Here is a 16,214-nt window from a genome sequence, read left to right as displayed (position 1 = left end):
GGCCGGGGCCGCCTGCCGGGGCCGGGTGAACGCCTACGCGCCGCGGGCCGGTTCCGGGGGGACGGGCCCGCCCCGCGCCCGATCACAGCAGGGCAGGGCCGCGGCCCGCCCCGAAGGCCGGCCGGAAGCTCCGCCACGCCGACACGGGCGGACAGGAGCGCGGGGGTCGAACGGAACCGGGCGGTCGACCACGCGCCGACCGCCCGGGCGAGCCGGGCCGGGGCCGGCTCGGGAGGGTGAGCAAGCGTCACACCCGACGGGCCGCGGCCACTCCCCGACCACCGGGGGCCTGGGCCTCCGGTGGTCGGAAACCGCCCGCCACCCGCCGGAACCCCTGCGCTAGCCCACCGCGCCCTGCTCCGCCATCACCCCCTGCGGGCCCACCACGTCCTTGGCGAACTTCACCACGCCGGTGTTCGCCACGTGCCGGGCCGCGACCCACGCGTTACGGTCGCGCAGCAGGTACCAGATGTCGTTACCGTCGATGTTCTGGGCCCGCACCTTCGAACGCAGACCGACCTTCGCACCGAAGGGCAGGGTGCCGGTGACGGCGGAGTCCGTACTCGGGAACTCACGCGTGTTGATCCCGATCTCGCTGACGACGGTCCCGAACGGCTCGCTGGGTGTGCCCATCTCTTCCTCACATCTCCTAGATCGACGACGAACAAGCCCGCGACAACTGCGGGCCCGGGAAACGGGCCAGGCCCTGACGCCACGCCCGCATACCGCGAGCCTAGGAGAACGAACGGCACAACCGGACGCCCTGACACTCCCTCGGCAATCCGTTCGCACCAGATCAACCCGGGCGCCACAGCCCACCCCACGCCGACCCGACCCCGACCCCGACCCACACACGACCGGCACACGGCCAGGGCCCGGCACCCGGAACCCGCCCGCGCCACGCCCGCGCCGGGAGGGCCCGCCGGCCCTTCGCCGCGCGACCGGGCGCACCGGTCAACCCGCGCGCTCACCGGCCGGCGTCCTCCGAATCACTGGCCGGCCAGGTGGCGCGCGAAGAACCCGCGGACCGTGCGGCGGACCGCGGGCACCGACATCGACGGGTCCAGGGTGCCGATCAGTGCGTTCCTCTGCGCCGCCGTCATCAACCCGGCCCCCTGGAGTTGGGGCAGCATCGCGGCGTAGTCGGTGAAGGTCCAGTGCCCGGCGCCGGCGACCCGCACCCTGCGCACCCACCGACCCGAGGACGCGGCGACGGTGGACCAGGAACGCTCCAGCTCCTCCCGCCGCTCGAACCCCTCGCTGCCGACCAGCAGCAACGGCCGGTCCACCCCCCGTACCGCGACCGGGAACGGCTCCGCGCCCGCACCCGGCACGGACGGCGGGTAATCCAGGAACCCCTCCAGATTGACCCCGGCCCGCACCCGCCGGTCCTCGAACATCACCTCACTCACCGCGCTGCCACCCGCGGAATGCCCGTACACGCCGAGGCGGCGCAGATCGAGCGTCCCCGCGAGGCCGCGCGGCAGCGGCAGCTCGGCCGCCCTCCCGAGCCGGTCGAGGACGAAGCGCAGATCGGCGATCCGCGCGTCGATCATCGTGCGGGCCACGTCCGGCCGCTCCCTCGGATCGCCCCGCAGGACGGTCGTGCGCACGACGTCCGGCCGGTACGGCCGGGCCCTGGGAAACTCGACCGCGGCGGCGTCGCCGGGATGGTCGACCGAGACGACGACGGCGCCGTGACTGGCCAGGTCCTCGGCCAGGGACGTCCCCAGGCCCCGCGGATCACCACCACCCGGACCGTGCACCAACACCGGCCACCGACCCACCAACGGCACCGCGCCCTCAAACGCGTGCGACCGCGTCGCACCCCAGTCCACACCAGCGGCCGGCAGGCGCAGCGGCGTCAGCGGGACGATCCGCCCGAACCACACCGCGGCCTGCGACGGCAGTTGCGCGGCCGGGGCCAGGCCGGTGACGTCGCGGGCCGGGTAGAAGACCGTCAGCATCAACTCCCTCACCGGAATCGCGGGATCCCACGGATCACGCCGGGAGTCGTCGACGAGATACACCTCCTGACACCCCACCCGGTAGCGGCCCGTAGGCGCGGGCAACACAGGCACCACACCACCCGACACCGCCGCGAGGGCGGCCCGGGGGTCGGCGTGGGCGCGGCCACCGGCACCGAGCAACAGCGCGGCAGGGCCTGCCAGGAGAGACCTGGTGACAGTACGTCGGCTCATCGGGAAGTCGTAGGTCATGCAGCGCATGCTGTCCCGCCCGGGCCGGCGCACACGATCGTTTAGGTTGGGGGCTCAAGGATGGCGCCCGCGCCACCGTCGGGTCCGACACACAAGGGGAAGCCGTGCTCCGCATCCACCTCACGCCCGACGACCTCGCCCGGGTCAGCCTCGCACCCCGGCCCGTGCCTCTCCAGGAACTCAACGTGGCACTGACCATGATGGGCCGCCAGGACGACGACCTATTACACGGCTCCTGGCGGCGCAGAGCCCTGCGCGCGCTGCCGAAGGCGGCCCTCCCTCTCGCCGACCTCGTCCCGGCCGGACGCGCCCCGCGCTTCCTGGACACGCTGGCGCACTCCCTCCCGGACGCCCTCGACCAGGTCCGCTCGGCCCCCGCCGACCTGGTCGCCGCCGAACTCGAACGCGTCTACGCCCCCGCCCGCACACCCGCCCCGGCATGGATCCACCGACTGCACCGCGGTGACGCCGAGGCATGGCACTCGCTCCGCCGCGCACAGCAAGCCGCGTTCGAGATCCTGCTCGCCCCGGTCTGGGCACAGATACAGGACCTGCACCACACCGAGTTCGTCACGCGGGCCGTGCAACTCGCCGAACACGGCGTCGGCCCGCTGCTGACCGGACTGCTACCCGGCGCCCGCCTGCACGCGGGCCTGTGGGAACTGCCGGGCACGCCACGGGACATCCACCTCGGCGGACGCGGACTGCTGCTCCTGCCCAGCTTCCACTGGAACGGCGGGCCACTGCTCTGCGACCTCCCCGACCACCCCCTCACCATCACCTACCCGGCAGGCACCGGCCTCCTACCACCACCCGACGTCGCCCACGGCCCACAGGCACTGGCCAAAGTGATCGGGAACACCCGAACCGAGCTGCTACGCCAACTGACCGAGGAACGCACCACGACCGACCTCGCCCGACGGCTGGGCGTCAGCGCCGCCACCATCTCCGCCCACACCGCGGCACTCCGCGGCGCCGCACTGATCTCCACCTCACGCGCCGGCAAGGCGGTCCTGCACCGGCGCACCGCACTCGGCGATCTGCTGCTACACCACGACGCCTGACGCTGCGACCAGGAACCTTCACCGGGTTGGGGCGGCCAGGCGATCGGAAGCTCGACCGTCACCCGGCAAACCGCCCACCGCCCACCGCCCACCGGGGAAACGACAGTGTGCGGCGGGACACGCCGAGGCGGCACCCCGTTGCCACCCACCAGCACCTCAGGGCGAAGGACGCCGGTCGGACGAGTGATATCCATCGGCCACGACGACCGAGGCGACGGCCCCGCTTCCGGTGCGCCCCAGCCAGACGACGGAGGGCCCTTCGGCGGGGAACGTCACGAGGTCCGCTCCGTGCCCCCGGTCGCTCGCGCGCTCGAAGAAGTCATCGAAGAGTCTCTCCGTGTCATCCTGCGGCCATGGTGAATCAACGATGAGACGGCCACTGGGGATGCGGATCGACCAGCGGGTGAAGGGTTGCCCGAGCGTGACCGGGCGGGTGGTGGCCAACCCCGCACACCCGTACGCCCCCGACCCCCAGGGCCTGTCCTTCGGATCACGCCGCCCGCCCGGCGTGGTCCGAAGAAGAGGCCTTAAGGTGCGAGCATGGATGATCTTCGGGGGCGATGGGCGGTCCGGGGCGCGGCCGCAGTGGCGGCCGTGCTGACGGTGGGCGCGGGACTCGGGGTACGGACGGTGACGGACGGCGAGGTGGCCAAGTACGCGGGCGACGCCCTCTACACCGTGCTGCTGTACGCGCTCGCGGTGCTCGTCGCGCCGCGCCTGCGCCCGCCGTCCGCCGCCGCCTGGGCGGCCGGCCTGAGCTGGGCCGTCGAGCTGTTCCAACTCACCGGCGTCCCCGACGACCTGGCCCGACGCAGTGCACTCGCCCGGCTGGTACTCGGCTCGACCTTCAACCCGCCGGACCTGCTCTGGTACCTGGTCGGCGCGGGCCTGGCCGCCCTCGTACACATAGGAGTACGCGCGGGCGCCAGGACAGCCGACCGGGCGCCCGGACGACCGGCCGCCTCACCGCTGGAAGACCGCTGAAGATCATGACGTGAGCACCTTCGCCCCGTGACCGACCATGCCGGTCCCGTACCGGACCGAGGACCAGGACACCGCTTCATGGCCTCGAACCCGGAGGCCGTCCGCGCCCGCCACCTTCGTGCGCTCGACGCTCAGCGCCACGAGCGCACCCGCACCCGTACCCGCAACCGCATCCGCAACCGCGGCGAGAAAGGCCGGCGCCGGGGCACACGCTCCGACGCCGCCGCGGCCCGGCCGTCCCACCGGCCCTCCCGGGCCCCCGCAGTCCCCCGAAGCCCCCGCACGGGCGGTCGCCATCCGGTCGCTACCCGACGTGGCCGTGGCCTCCCTCGGCTTCGGCGTGCAGTTGACGGCGGGTGCGCATCAGGATCCGGCCGAGCATGTTCCTGCCGGTCCCGGTCCTGCCGCGGCCCCAGTAGTGGTCGGTGCCGGTGTCCTCGACGATCTCCGCACCGCCGGTGGACAGCAGGATTCCGCGGATGTCCGCGTGCGCCCGGAACTTGGCCGCCACCGCACGGCGCATCACGTCGTCCCTGACGCGCTCCCAGTCCCGCCGCAACGGCCTGGCCGGGTCACGGCCCAACTCGGCGGCACGCAGCGGCGTGCGGGCCCGGCGGATGAGATCGGCATGGCGGGTGCCGATGAACTTCTGGGCCTGGAAGTAGTGCTCCGAGGTCGGCCACACATGCCCGTCGAGTTCCAGACCGTGCGCGGAGAAGTTGGAGAAGCAGCCGTAGGGGACGTCGTCCGCGCCGTAGAAGTAGATCGTCATCCGGCCCTCGTCGCAGTAGCGGGAACCCGCACGCTCCCAGGCACCGGACCACACCCGCAACCGATTTCGCCCACCCCCACCACCACCGGCGACCCGCCCCACCGTGGCGGGCGGCCCGCCGGCGCGGGTTCAGTCCTCCAGGGAGCCCAGCAGGTCGCGCAGCAGGTCGTTGAGCTGGGCGGCGCGTTCGGGGCCGAGGGTGTCGACGGCCTCGCGCTGGACGTCGAGGCCGGCGGCGACCGCGGCGTCGACGGTGGTGCGGCCCTCGGGGGTGAGGGTGATGCGCAGGCCGCGGCGGTCGCCGGGGTCGGGGGAACGGGTGACCATCCCGGCGCGCTCCAGCTTGTCGAGGCGTCCGGTCATGCCACCGGTGGTGAGCATCAGGGTGGCGGTCAGCTCGCGCGGGGACAGCGTGTACGGCTCGCCGCAGCGGCGCAGGGTGGCCAGGACGTCGAACTCGCCACGTCCGATGCCGAACGGGGCGTAGGCGCGTTCCATCCGGTCCCCCATGGCACGCGAGAGCCGGTAGATACGCCCGAAGGCCTCCATCGCGTGCAGGCCCTGCGTCAGGTCGGGCCGCTCACGGCGCCACTGGGCGGTGATGGCGTCCACCGGATCGGCGCCGGCGCGGGAAGGGCCGGCTCCGGGGCGGGGCTCAGCAGCTCCGGGGCGGGCCTCGGCGGCGGGCGGGTTCGGGGCGGGGTCGGCGCTGCGGGTCATGAGGTCAGTGTGGCACAGGATCGCTTGCCGGAAAGAGGCTTGATCCTGATTAGCTTGGTGCTAAGTTACTTGCATGCTTTCGAAAAGGGGGCCGGGCTTCCCCGGCGAACGCGCCACCATGACGGCCCTGGCCATCGACGCCCTCGGCAACGGCATGTACGTGCCGTTCAGCCTCGTCTTCTTCCGCCACGTCACCGGTCTGCCGCTGGCCGTCATCGGACTGGTGCTCACCCTCACCGGCCTGCTCGCGATGGCCGCGCTGCCCCTCATCGGCACCGCCGTCGACCGCTTCGGCGCCCGCCCCACCCAGGTCACCCTCCACCTGGTACGGGCCGCCGCGTTCGCCCTCTACCCCTTCGCCTCGACGCTGCCGACCTTCACCGCCGTCACCCTGGTCACCGCCGTCGCCACCCGCGGCTACCCCGCCGTCCAGCAGGCCCGGATCGGCGAACTCACCTCCGGCACCGACCTCGAACGCGTCAACGCCCTCGCCCGGGGACTGGCCAACGCCGGCCTCGGCGCCGGCAGCATGCTCGCCGCCCTGCTGGTCACCCTCGCCGGCGACGGCGGCTACACCCTCGCCGCCCTCGCCAACGCCACCAGCTTCCTGGCCGCCGCAGCCCTGGTCCACCGCGTCCCCGACCCCACCCCCGACCCCACCCCCGACCCCACCCCCGACCCGGCCCCCTCCTCCGGCGCCGACGCCCCGCACGACAGCGAACCGGCCGGCTACCGCGCCGTCCTGGGCGACCGCCCCTTCCTCGGCCTGGCCACCGCCAACCTGCTGATCTCCCTCGGCTACGCCTCACTCGCCGTCCTGCTGCCCGTGTACGTCACCGGCGTCCTGCACGCCCCCGCCTCGCTCGCCGGCCTCGCCTTCGCCGTCAACACCGTGCTGTGCGCGGCCCTCGCCGTCCCCGCCGGGATCGCGGTACGCCGCTTCTCCACCCGCAACCGCGCCGCCGCCACCGGCGCCGCCCTGTTCGCCGCCGGCTTCCTCACCCAGGCCCTGCTCGTCCCCCTCGCCGGACACCTCACCACCGCCGCACTGCTGGCCGTCGTCGTCGTGGTCACCCTCGGCGAGATCGTCCACAACCCCGCCGCCTCCGCCCTGGTCACCGCCACCGCCCCACCCGCCGTCCGCGGCCGCTACATGGCCACCTACCAACTCTCCTGGTCACTGTCCGCCGCCCTCGCCCCCTCCCTGCTCACCGGCCTGCTCACCCTCGACCACCGGCTGCCCTGGCTCGCCCTCACCGCCACCTCCCTCGCCGGCGCCGCCCTCCTCCTACGCCTGGAACACCGCCTCCCCGCCACCGCGGTACGCCCCGAACCGCAACCGACCCACCTGACCACCGCCGCCTGAACACCCCCGGGCCCGCACGACCTGGTAGACCCGCGGGCCCGCCGGGAGCACGCCGGCCCGGGCCTCGGCGGCACGGAAGCGGCCGGCGCGCCCTCGACCGAAGAGGGGCATCGAGGCGCTGCGCGCGGCCCGGGCGAGCACCCGCGCGGCGAACTCGCAGGGACGGCCCACGCCTGGCGGCGCCGGCGGCGGGTTGTCCGGAACCACCCGGGGTCAACCTTCCTTGAACCCGCGGTGCAAGGCGACGATTCCGCCGGTCAGGTTTCGGAACGCGACCTTTCCCCAACCCGCTTCGCCGATCACGCAGGCCGGCTCGTGCTGGTCCGGCCAGGCGCGCATGGACTCGGCAAGGTAGGTGTAGGCCTGCGGGTTGGAGCTCACCCTCGCGGCCACCGCCGGCATCGCCCGCATCAGGTATTCGACGTGGACGGTACGCAACGGCGCGAACGTGGGCCGGGAGGTCTCGCAGACCACCAGCCGTCCGCCGGGCTTGGTCACACGGAGCATCTCGCGCAGCGCGGCACCGGTGTGCTGGACGTTGCGCAGGCCGAAGGAGATGGTGACGGCGTCGAAGGAGCCGTCCCCGAACGGCAGCCTGGTGGCGCCGCCGGGCCCTCGACACCCTCCGAACGACTTCGCCCCGGTGAAGCCCGGCAGCCGCGTCCCCAACCTCACGGGACAGAACACCTAGGCTTCCGGTCCGGGGTGGAATGAGGACAGCGGGGCTGTCACACGCGGCGGGCGCTCCAGAGGCCGTCTCCAGCGTGCGGGTATCTGGGCGGGCATGCACCCGCGGCTACGCCGACGCGGTGGGTGTCACATGCGGCTGCCGCCGCACCACGTGCCCAGCGGCCGACCTCTCGTACACGCGACCTGGCGACGCTCCGCAGCACCGGGCTCCGATGCGCGGAGGGGCGCCGGGTCGGCCCGGGTACGCCGCGGGTGGAAACCGGCGCCCTCCGGCGAGACGCCCCAGGCTCGCCACACCCCGGGAACGGAAGGCTGGACGGGCTGGGAGTGCCCCCAGTGGCCAAGCACCGCTTCGACCCGGCCGGGATCCTCACCCCGGCCGGCGGACGGGCGGCTGACACGAGGTCGGGGGCCGCAGACCGGAGACCTGTCAACTCCGGCGCGGCCCCCGACGGGGATCGTCACATCCGTCGCGTCAGCCTGCCCCGGCGCCTCCAGCAGTGGTCAGCCGGCAGACGCCGTCCTCGCATTCGCGCTGCAGCCGTCCCCGGGAGAGCGTCTGCGCCAGCCCGATCATCCAGCACATCGGACACCCGCGCAGGGCCAGCACCCCGAGCCCGAGAAGCAGCACGGAGAGCGGCCACGCGGTCGTGAGGACCAGGACCGCGCCGATCAGCGAGCCGAACCCGACCGTGCCGCGCAGCAGGTGGCGGGCGAGCGAGGAGCTGGCGAACTCCGTGCCCCCGGTCACCGCTCGGCCCACCCCGCGCCGGCCGGGACCCAGCCCGGCCGGGACCGGAGCGTCTGGCGGACCTCGGCGCGGGCCCGGTGCAGCCGCGACTTCATCGCGGCGGTGCTCAGGCCCAGCGCCTCGGCCACGGTCCGTCCGCTCAGGCCCTGGACGTCGCGCATCACCAGCACCCGGCGCCGGTCGGCGGGCAGCGAGGCGATCGCCTCCGCCATTCCGACCGCCACGGCCACCCCAACGATCATGCCGACCTCCACGTAGTCTCCCGCGCCGACGATCATCGGCACAGCCATGAGAGGCACCGGCACCGTGAAAGGATTCACCCCGATTCCCATGATCCTCCGGTGGCAGCCGCCCGGCCCCGGCCGACCACGGTCGCGCGGCCGGTCGCCACCGCATCCGCGAAGAGCCCCAGGCCCGCGCCCGGACGACGTACCACCCCGACCACAGCCGGAATCCACGAGGCCGGGCCCCGCCCCCAGGACACGACCGCCGCCTGCCGGACCCGCAGGCACGAACCCGCCCCGCACCCGGCGCTACGGCTGCCGGCGGCGCCCAAACCGGTGCCGCACCTGACGGCGGGGATCGCCTGCCTGAACCTGGGAGAAGAGGCCGCCGAGCACGGCAGCGGCCCGTGCACGAAACCCGAGGAGTGCTTTCGTGAACGGGGAACTGGAGACCGACCACGACGTCCTGGTGACGCTCCACCGCTTCACCCTGGCCACCACCGAACAGCTCCACCAACTGCACGGCGGCGCAGCCGGCATCAAGCAGACCCAGAAGCGCCTCACCCGGCTCCAGGCCGAGGGCCCGACGGAGTTCGTGACCCTGCCGCGGGCCGGCCGGGCGAAGGCCTGGCACCTCACCGCGGCCGGCTCCGCCGTCACCGCCACCTTCCCCGAGGCCCTGCGCCCGGGCGCCCCGTGCCGGGCTCGCAGAAGCCGGCGGTGCGGCACGGGCGCGAGCACCTGCTCGACATCGGCCGGATCCACGCCGCCTTCGTCGAACGCCACCGTCCCGGTGTCGGCGCCGAGTCGGCGCCGAGGAGACCGCGGCGCAGCCGGCGGACTGCGCCACACTGTGGGAGCAGCCAGGGCCGGACGGTCGGGGACGAGGGTGGGAGTGGCGGTGGCGGGCGTCCCGCTACGCCTCCGACGGCGCCTGCAACACGCACACGAGGGAGATGGTCATGGAGGAGCTTGAAAACGCCTGGCTATGCCCGCTCGATGGTGAGAGGGTGGGCGCGTTGGAGCATGCACAAGTCAACTGGTCTGTGGACAAGGTGATATGACGTGGAGTCGGCCGTCAGGGTGGCGATATCGGCGCGGACCGTCGAAGGGGAGGATGTCTCGGGTGACCTGCGGAGGTGGCTCAGCCGCCAGCCCGAACTGCGTGGGGCCGTCCGGCGGGACGACAGCGCCGAGCCGCCGCCCGGTACGATGGGCGCCACCGGCGACCTGCTTCTCGCGGTGCTCGCCCCTGGCGGTGTCGCCGCCGTTCTGGCGACCGCGGTGGTGGCCTGGGTCCAGAACCGCCGAGGCAGCCGGAGCGTCTCGGTGACGGTCACCAGGCCTGACGGCGGCCAGGTGACGGTAACCTCGGACAGCGTCCGTCCGATGAGTCCGGAGCGCCTCGCCGAGCTGACCCGTCGGGTCGCTGACGTCATGGAACCGGGGCCTCCCGTGACCGGACCGGCGCCGACCGCCGCGGCGCCTCCCACCGGCCACGACCTGCCGCCCGCGCAGGGTTGACGGCAATGACGTCGCCCCTGCCCCATCCCGCCGAGGGCTTCGCGGTGCCCGGAGCGCGGGCGGTGGTTGTCGGCACGGCCCGTCACACGGCGGCCGCGCCGAACGGGGCCGCCGACCTGCCGCGTCTGCCGGATCTACCCGGTGCCGCCACTACCGCGTGCGACATGGCCGCCACCCTGGTCGAGATCTGTGGCATGACACCCGGACAGGTCACCCTGCTGGTGGACCCGTCGACGGACGGCGAGGTGGTCGCAGCGGTCGAGGAGGCCGTTGCCGAGGCGCGCGGCCCGGTGTTGTTCCACTTCGTCGGGCACGGCGTCCTGAGTACCAGCGAAGAGCTCTACGTGGCGACCAGCGCGAGTACCGGGGCTGGCCGGGTTGCCGGATCGGTGCCCTTCCACACCATTCGGGACGCGTTGAGTGATTGTCGCCATCCGACGGCCGTGATCCTGGACTGCTGCTTCTCCGGCCTCGCCGACGTCGGCGGAAGGCTCCGCCGCGACCCCTTCGTCTCGGCCCGCCCGCGAGGCAGTTTCCTGCTGGCCTCGGCCTCGGGATACGACCGCTCGTACGCGCCCGAGGGCGAGCGGCACACCCGCTTCAGCGGCGAACTGCTGCGGCTGATCCGTGAGGGACACCCCGGCGCGCCCGCCCGGCTGACACTCGAGGCCGCCTACACCCGGCTCGACCAGCTGTTCGCGAACACCGATGTCCGCCCGCACCGGCAGAGCTCGGACAGCGCCGGCCAGCTCGTGCTGGCCCGGAACCGGGCGTACCCCCCCTCCCTGCCGGCCGACCGGGACCAGGAGCCGGTTCCCAACGACGGTGCCGTCTGCCCCTACCCGGGGATGGAGGCGTTCCGGCCGGAGGAGTGCCACTTCTTCTTCGGCCGGGAGGAACTGGTCGAGCGCCTCCTGGCCGAGGTGCTCCGTCCCGAAGGGGGCGCCCCCGGGGACGACGGCACCGAGGAGGAGCCGGCATCACCGGTGATGCTGGTCGGCGCGTCCGGCGCGGGCAAATCGTCGATCCTGCGGGCCGGCCTGCTGCCTGCGCTGGAGTGCCGTTACGGAGCCGACCCCGCCACTCCCTGGCCCGCTCTGCTGCTGGAGGCTCCGGGCTCGCGCCCCCTGCGGACACTCGCGACCCGCTGGGCGCGGATGGTGAACCGGCCGACGGCCGATGTGGAGAGCGAGTTGGCCGTGGGGGCGGTGCCCGCGGGCTGTCCCGTCCTGCTGGTCGACCAGTTCGAGGAGGTCTTCAGCCTGTGCCGGGACGAGCAGGAGCGGAGCCGCTTCATCGCCGTCCTGTCCGGGGCCAGCGCCGCCGGTGTGCGTGTGGTGATCGCGCTGCGTGCCGACCGGTACGACAGCTGTCTGGATCATCCGGAGCTGGTCAGGGCGCTGCACAGACGTCAAGTGATCGTCCCGCAGTTGAGTGAGGAGGGCCTGCGGGCGTCGATCGAGGGGCCTGCCGCTCTGACCGGCCTGGTACTGGAGCAGGGTCTTGCCGATCTGCTGCTGCGCGACGTGGGACAGGGCGGTGACCCTTCCCTCGGTTCGGCGCTCCCTTTCCTCTCACACGCGTTGCGTGAGACCTGGGTACGGAGGTCCGGCCGCACTCTCACGCTCGCGGGGTACGCCGCCACCGGGGGGATCTGGGACTCGCTGACCCACACGGCCGAAACGATCCACGACGAGCTGGACGAGGAGGGCCGCGCCCTTCTGCGCGACGTGGTGCTGGGCATGGTCCAGCTGCCGGACGGCCGGGAGGAGGCGGTGCGTCGGCAGGTCCGGCTGCGTGTGCTGCGGGAGGGCAGGTCGCACCGGCAGCGGGTTTCACTCTCAGTGCTCCTGGACCGGCTGGCGGCTGCCCGGTTGGTCACCGTCGGCCGAGGCAGTGTCGAACTCACGCACGAGGCGCTACTGCGTGCCTGGCCCCGACTGAGGGGTTGGATCAAGGCGGACCGGGATGACCTGGTGAAACGTCAGCAACTGGTGTCCGCCGTGGAGTCCTGGGAGGACTCCGACCGGGACCCGGCCTACCTGTACGTCGGAACCCGCCTGGCGGCCGCGGTCGAATGGGCGGCCGACGAACGGGCGGCGCGGCTGCTGCGTGCCGTGGATCAACAGTTCCTGCAGGCCGGCCAGGCCGGAGAACGGGCCGTGAAGGCGCGCGATCTCCGCCGGGTCCGGGTCCTGCGGCGCATGCTCGGCACGGTCGCGGTGGCGCTCTGTCTGGCCCTGGTGGCCGCCTACCTGGCCCGGCAACAGCAGCTGACGGCGCAGGAGCAGCGTCAGGCGGCCACTGCCCGGGTGCTGGTCTCCGACGCCCGCGACCTCCGGGACGTCCAGCCGGAGAACGCTATCGCGCTGGGGCTTGCCGCCGTCCGGCTGGATCCCGCCGCGCACACCCGGGCCGGCCTGACCGAGACGCTCGCGCAGTCGCGCTTCCTGGGTGCCCACGAGGAGTTGCCCGCCGACTACCTCGACGAGTCGGCGTTCACTCACGACGGCCGGCTGCTGGTGGGCGTGACCCGGACCGCCGTCGTGCTGTGGAACGTGGCGGATCCCGCGCACCGGCGCCGGCTGGCGGAGCTTGCCGTGGACCGGCAGCGGGTCACCGGCTTCGTCTTCAGCCCCGACGACCGGACACTCGCCGTGCTGGAGAGCAGCGGCGACCCCGCCCGGGTCAGGACGGTGACGCTCTGGGACCTCGCCGATCCGGCCCTGCCCGTCAGGAGCACGGCACTGGAACCCGGGCTGACCGAGGGAGCGGACAGCGTTTCGTTCAGCCGGGACGGCACGATGATGGCCGTCGTCGGGGGCGTGAAGGGCACGGAATGCGGCACGTTGACGCTCTGGGACCTGCGCGACCGTACGAAACCGGTCAGGGTGTCCCGGATGTCGGACCTCTACGACTGTGACACCGTGTCGCTGAGCCCGGACGGCCGCACTCTGGTGATCGGCGACGGCATGATCAAGTTCAGCAGTGACGTGCCCGACCCGGACTCGATCGTCAAGCATTCCGGCATGACCGTCTGGGACGTCTCCGATCCGAGCCGGCCGAGGCGGCTGAAGCGAATCGACGGATGGTCCGCCGGGCTGGTGTTCAGTGCGGACAGCCGTCTGCTTGTGACCCGTTCCGGAAGGCGCGTGCGACTGTGGGACATGGCCGACCCGGCCAGCCCCCGGGCGCTCACCACCGTGGCCGAGCACATGGACGTCGTCTCGGTGTTGCGGTTCAGCCCCGACGGGCGGCGGCTCGCGAGCGGGGACGGCGTGGGAACCGTGATGGAGGTCGACGTGACGGACCCGGCGCACCCCCGGGTGGTCACCAGCGTCACCAATCGGGAGACGCCCATCGAGGGCCTGGCCTACAGTCCTGATGGCCGGATCCTCACGGCGCTGGACAGCCGGAACAGCCTGACGGCCTGGGACGTCGGCAAGCGTGCCGCGCCCGCCCTCCGGGGGCGCGCGGACCTCGGATCGGCCGGGCACGGGATCGCGTTCACCCCGGACGGGCGGTTCGCGGCCGTCGGCACCGCCAGGGAGACCGTCGAGCTGTGGGACCTCTCGGACCCGCAGAACCCGCGGGCGGCCGCCACGCTCACCGGTCACAACAGGATGGTCGAGACCGTGGCGTTCAGCCCCGACGGCACCATACTGGCGAGCGGCGGGGTGGACGAGACCATCCTCTGGGACGTCACCGACCGCGCCGTCCCGCGCCTCGCCGTAACTCTGCCCGGTGCGCGGGCCAACGCCTCGGTCGGTTTCACCCCGGACGGGACGACGCTGATCACGTCCGGGGCCGAGAACCCGTTCGCGTCCGGCACCTCGGTGGTCTGGGACATCAGAGAGCGCACCCGCCCGGTGGCCGCGTACACCTTGGAGGGGGTCAGCGCGACCGCCCCCGTCCGGATCAGTCCGGACGGTCGACTGCTACTCGTCCCGCTCGACGTCGGTGGGAACTTCACCAAGCCCATGTCGGCGGTGTTCCGTCGGACGCCGGAGGGCGGATGGACGGCGGTGCGGAACGACGGGCATCCCTACGGGGTCGGCCGAGGCGCCTTCAGCCCGGACGGCCGGACGCTGGCCGTCACCGAGAGCGGCCGGGCCGTCGTCCTGTGGAACCTCGCCGACCCCGACAAGCCCGAGGAGGCCGCGCGGCTGGCCGACATCAGGGACAGCGAGGCGGTGGCGTACCACCCAGGGGGGAGGCTGGTGGCAGGTGCGAGTTCCGCCGGCGCGATCGCCGTCTGGGACGTCGAGGCTCCCGACCAGGCCTTCCTGGTGGCACGGCTGAGCATGTCGACGGGCGGGGAGGTCGGCTTCAGCCCGGACGGGCGGTTGCTGGTGGGTGTGTCGGACCGGACATTGCAGGTCTGGGAACTCGGTGATCTTCCCGCGCTGGCGGCCGACCTCACCGGGTTCGCCTGCCGTCGGCTGAGCGGTCAGCTTTCCGACGAGCTGTGGAAGAAGCACGCCCCGGGCGTCGCACAACCGAAGCTCTGCTGACCGGGCGGGGCTCAGCTCCCGCTCGCTCGGACTGGGTGATCCCCGGAGTCAAGAGCCGCAGTACCGTCGCCCGAAGCGCAGCCCAACACCCCCTCACCAGCGCCACAGAACAGCGCCGGGTCGACCGAACCGAAGGCGCCGGCCACCACCAGGTGGCCGGCGCCTTCGCGGTGTCCGGCGGTCAGCACCGCCCTGGGGCTTCGGCGTCGGTCAGGGCTTGCGGTTGAGGAGGAGGGCAAGGATGGAGCCGGCCGGGGGCCGGAAACCGGCCCGTGCGGGACTTCGCGACTCGGTGCGACCGCAGAAGCGGGCCGAGCAGAGGTGGGTGCCGGGTGCCAGGTGCTGGCGGGAAGGTGCGCGGGATCACCGGCTCGACCGCATCACCGGGCGGCCGCCGAGGCCGTTGCGCAGGGCGCTCTCCTCGATGAGCAGGGCGAAGCGGTGCCGGCCTTCATGGAGGATGTGCTGGCGGTCCATCCGTTCGCCGACGGCGGCCTCGACGTCGTCGGCCAGGCCGCGGCGGTCGCGGATCGCGGTGAGGACCCTGGTGGTGTAGGCGCGGGTCTGCAGAAGGCGGGGCAGCACCCACGGGGCGTAGGCGCGGAAGTGCCGGGTGCGCTCGTACAGGGGCCGTACGGACTGCTGGGCCTGGCGCAGGCCGGAGCGTTCCATGCGGCGCCACTCCAGGAACATGGCGCCGGCCTGGCGGCTGCGGGCGATGAGGTCGGCGGCCCGGTCCTCAAGCCGAACGGGAACTACCGGGCGCTGGAGGTCAAGACCGCAGGCGCGGGGCTGGACAAGCACCGGCGGCCGTTCGACAAGGCGCTCGAGAAGCACGGCGGGCAGGTGTGGGCGGTCGTCGACGGCGAGCGGATCGTCATCGACGTGGTGGAGATCATCCAGGGGGGCGGGTGGGGCCGCCGGGCGTTCCGCGGCGGTGCTCGGCCAGCTCCAGGTCGATGAAGGCGCCGATCATGGCGCGCCAGACGGCCTCGGCGACCTCCGGGGCGAGTCCGGCCGCCCCGGCCCGGGCTCGGGCGGCGGCGATGACCCGTTCCACCCGGTCGGGGGCGCGGACGGCCTGTTCGTCGCCCTTGAACCCGGCCGCCACGCGGACCAACTCCTGACGGCGGGCGAGCAATTCGACCAGGTCGGCGTCGAGTGCGTCGATGCGTTCACGGACCTCGGACAGGGACTGGGGCTCCGGCATGCGCGCCATGATCGCACGGCGCGGCCGGGGGCAGCACACAGGGGAGGACCCCGGCCGGGCGGCCGGGGCCCTCCCCTCGTTCACCTCGGGTCGCGGCGCGCTCAGCCTGCGGAGCGGCCCGCGGTGTCGAGCTGCTGCACGGCGGCCGGGGCGGCGGCGCTTCGGCAGCGCCCAGC

General features: G+C 73.3%; 13 protein-coding genes and 2 pseudogenes. 6 read left to right on the top strand and 9 right to left on the bottom strand.

The genetic code is table 11. The features are described from left to right. Positions 1-339: 339 nt before the first annotated feature. Positions 340-633 carry an SH3 domain-containing protein gene (locus tag ACWEQL_RS33810; RefSeq protein ID WP_452154207.1) on the bottom strand — a complete coding sequence of 98 codons (294 nt, stop codon included), beginning with the start codon at positions 631-633 and terminating at the stop codon, positions 340-342. 356 nt (positions 634-989) lie between these two features. Then, positions 990-2,201: an alpha/beta hydrolase family protein gene (locus tag ACWEQL_RS33805; protein WP_452154206.1), complete on the bottom strand. Its 1,212-nt coding sequence runs from the start codon at positions 2,199-2,201 to the stop codon at positions 990-992. Positions 2,202-2,323: 122 nt separating this feature from the next. On the opposite strand from ACWEQL_RS33805, the gene ACWEQL_RS33800 reads away from it, so the two are divergent. Further along, entirely contained in the window at positions 2,324-3,283 is a 960-nt protein-coding gene (locus ACWEQL_RS33800; protein WP_452154205.1) for an ArsR/SmtB family transcription factor, read from the top strand. Positions 3,284-3,823: 540 nt separating this feature from the next. Then, the gene (locus ACWEQL_RS33795) at positions 3,824-4,267 is read left to right on the top strand and encodes a ribosomal maturation YjgA family protein (RefSeq protein ID WP_452154204.1); all 444 of its coding nucleotides are present in this window, start codon (positions 3,824-3,826) and stop codon (positions 4,265-4,267) included. A gap of 304 nt (positions 4,268-4,571) precedes the next feature. Here the strand turns inward: ACWEQL_RS33795 and ACWEQL_RS33790 are convergent, their stop codons facing one another. Together ACWEQL_RS33790 and ACWEQL_RS33785 are read right to left on the bottom strand one after the other, a co-directional pair. Next, positions 4,572-5,039 carry an NADAR family protein gene (locus ACWEQL_RS33790; RefSeq protein ID WP_452154203.1) on the bottom strand — a complete coding sequence of 156 codons (468 nt, stop codon included), beginning with the start codon at positions 5,037-5,039 and terminating at the stop codon, positions 4,572-4,574. A gap of 129 nt (positions 5,040-5,168) precedes the next feature. After that, positions 5,169-5,759: a MarR family winged helix-turn-helix transcriptional regulator gene (locus tag ACWEQL_RS33785; RefSeq protein ID WP_452154202.1), complete on the bottom strand. Its 591-nt coding sequence runs from the start codon at positions 5,757-5,759 to the stop codon at positions 5,169-5,171. A 73-nt stretch (positions 5,760-5,832) separates the two neighbouring features. Between ACWEQL_RS33785 and ACWEQL_RS33780 the strand changes: the two genes are divergently transcribed. Next, positions 5,833-7,125: an MFS transporter gene (locus ACWEQL_RS33780; RefSeq protein ID WP_452154201.1), complete on the top strand. Its 1,293-nt coding sequence runs from the start codon at positions 5,833-5,835 to the stop codon at positions 7,123-7,125. A gap of 213 nt (positions 7,126-7,338) precedes the next feature. Here the strand turns inward: ACWEQL_RS33780 and ACWEQL_RS33775 are convergent. From ACWEQL_RS33775 to ACWEQL_RS33765, 3 genes and pseudogenes are all read right to left on the bottom strand, one after another. Further along, positions 7,339-7,734, bottom strand: a pseudogene (locus ACWEQL_RS33775) (class I SAM-dependent methyltransferase); the annotation flags it as partial. Between the two features lie 556 nt (positions 7,735-8,290). Then, the gene (locus ACWEQL_RS33770) at positions 8,291-8,566 is read right to left on the bottom strand and encodes a hypothetical protein (protein ID WP_452154200.1); all 276 of its coding nucleotides are present in this window, start codon (positions 8,564-8,566) and stop codon (positions 8,291-8,293) included. Then, positions 8,563-8,778: pseudogene (locus tag ACWEQL_RS33765) on the bottom strand (RNA polymerase sigma factor); the annotation flags it as partial. The pseudogene ACWEQL_RS33765 and the gene ACWEQL_RS33770, both read right to left, overlap by 4 nt. Before the next feature lie 445 nt (positions 8,779-9,223). Between ACWEQL_RS33765 and ACWEQL_RS33760 the strand changes: the two are divergent. From ACWEQL_RS33760 to ACWEQL_RS33750, 3 genes are all read left to right on the top strand, one after another. Next, complete coding sequence (locus ACWEQL_RS33760; protein WP_452154199.1) at positions 9,224-9,766, top strand: replication-relaxation family protein; 543 nt, start codon at positions 9,224-9,226, stop codon at positions 9,764-9,766. An 89-nt stretch (positions 9,767-9,855) separates the two neighbouring features. Next, positions 9,856-10,314: an effector-associated constant component EACC1 gene (locus ACWEQL_RS33755; RefSeq protein WP_452154198.1), complete on the top strand. Its 459-nt coding sequence runs from the start codon at positions 9,856-9,858 to the stop codon at positions 10,312-10,314. Between the two features lie 5 nt (positions 10,315-10,319). Further along, positions 10,320-14,828, top strand: a complete 4,509-nt coding sequence (locus tag ACWEQL_RS33750) for a caspase, EACC1-associated type (RefSeq protein WP_452154197.1) — start codon at positions 10,320-10,322, stop codon at positions 14,826-14,828. 363 nt (positions 14,829-15,191) lie between these two features. On the opposite strand, the gene ACWEQL_RS33745 is transcribed toward ACWEQL_RS33750, so the two are convergent. Both ACWEQL_RS33745 and ACWEQL_RS33740 read right to left on the bottom strand, forming a co-directional pair. Then, positions 15,192-15,632 carry a Scr1 family TA system antitoxin-like transcriptional regulator gene (locus ACWEQL_RS33745; protein ID WP_452154196.1) on the bottom strand — a complete coding sequence of 147 codons (441 nt, stop codon included), beginning with the start codon at positions 15,630-15,632 and terminating at the stop codon, positions 15,192-15,194. Between the two features lie 91 nt (positions 15,633-15,723). Continuing rightward, positions 15,724-16,038: a chorismate mutase gene (locus ACWEQL_RS33740; RefSeq protein ID WP_452154195.1), complete on the bottom strand. Its 315-nt coding sequence runs from the start codon at positions 16,036-16,038 to the stop codon at positions 15,724-15,726. Positions 16,039-16,214: the final 176 nt, after the last annotated feature.

This window comes from Kitasatospora sp. NPDC004240, from assembly GCF_053603215.1.
This window is presented reverse-complemented; position numbering and strand designations above follow the sequence as displayed.

Excerpts from the sequence above, each read along its gene's own strand:
- ACWEQL_RS33810 (WP_452154207.1), bottom strand. The coding sequence starts at position 633 with ATGGGCACACCCAGCGAGCCGTTCGGGACCGTCGTCAGCGAGATCGGG.
- ACWEQL_RS33785 (WP_452154202.1), bottom strand. The coding sequence starts at position 5,759 with ATGACCCGCAGCGCCGACCCCGCCCCGAACCCGCCCGCCGCCGAGGCC.
- ACWEQL_RS33780 (WP_452154201.1), top strand. The coding sequence starts at position 5,833 with ATGCTTTCGAAAAGGGGGCCGGGCTTCCCCGGCGAACGCGCCACCATG.
- ACWEQL_RS33790 (WP_452154203.1), bottom strand. The coding sequence starts at position 5,039 with ATGACGATCTACTTCTACGGCGCGGACGACGTCCCCTACGGCTGCTTC.
- ACWEQL_RS33795 (WP_452154204.1), top strand. The coding sequence starts at position 3,824 with ATGGATGATCTTCGGGGGCGATGGGCGGTCCGGGGCGCGGCCGCAGTG.
- ACWEQL_RS33750 (WP_452154197.1), top strand. The coding sequence starts at position 10,320 with ATGACGTCGCCCCTGCCCCATCCCGCCGAGGGCTTCGCGGTGCCCGGA.
- ACWEQL_RS33805 (WP_452154206.1), bottom strand. The coding sequence starts at position 2,201 with ATGAGCCGACGTACTGTCACCAGGTCTCTCCTGGCAGGCCCTGCCGCG.
- ACWEQL_RS33740 (WP_452154195.1), bottom strand. The coding sequence starts at position 16,038 with ATGCCGGAGCCCCAGTCCCTGTCCGAGGTCCGTGAACGCATCGACGCA.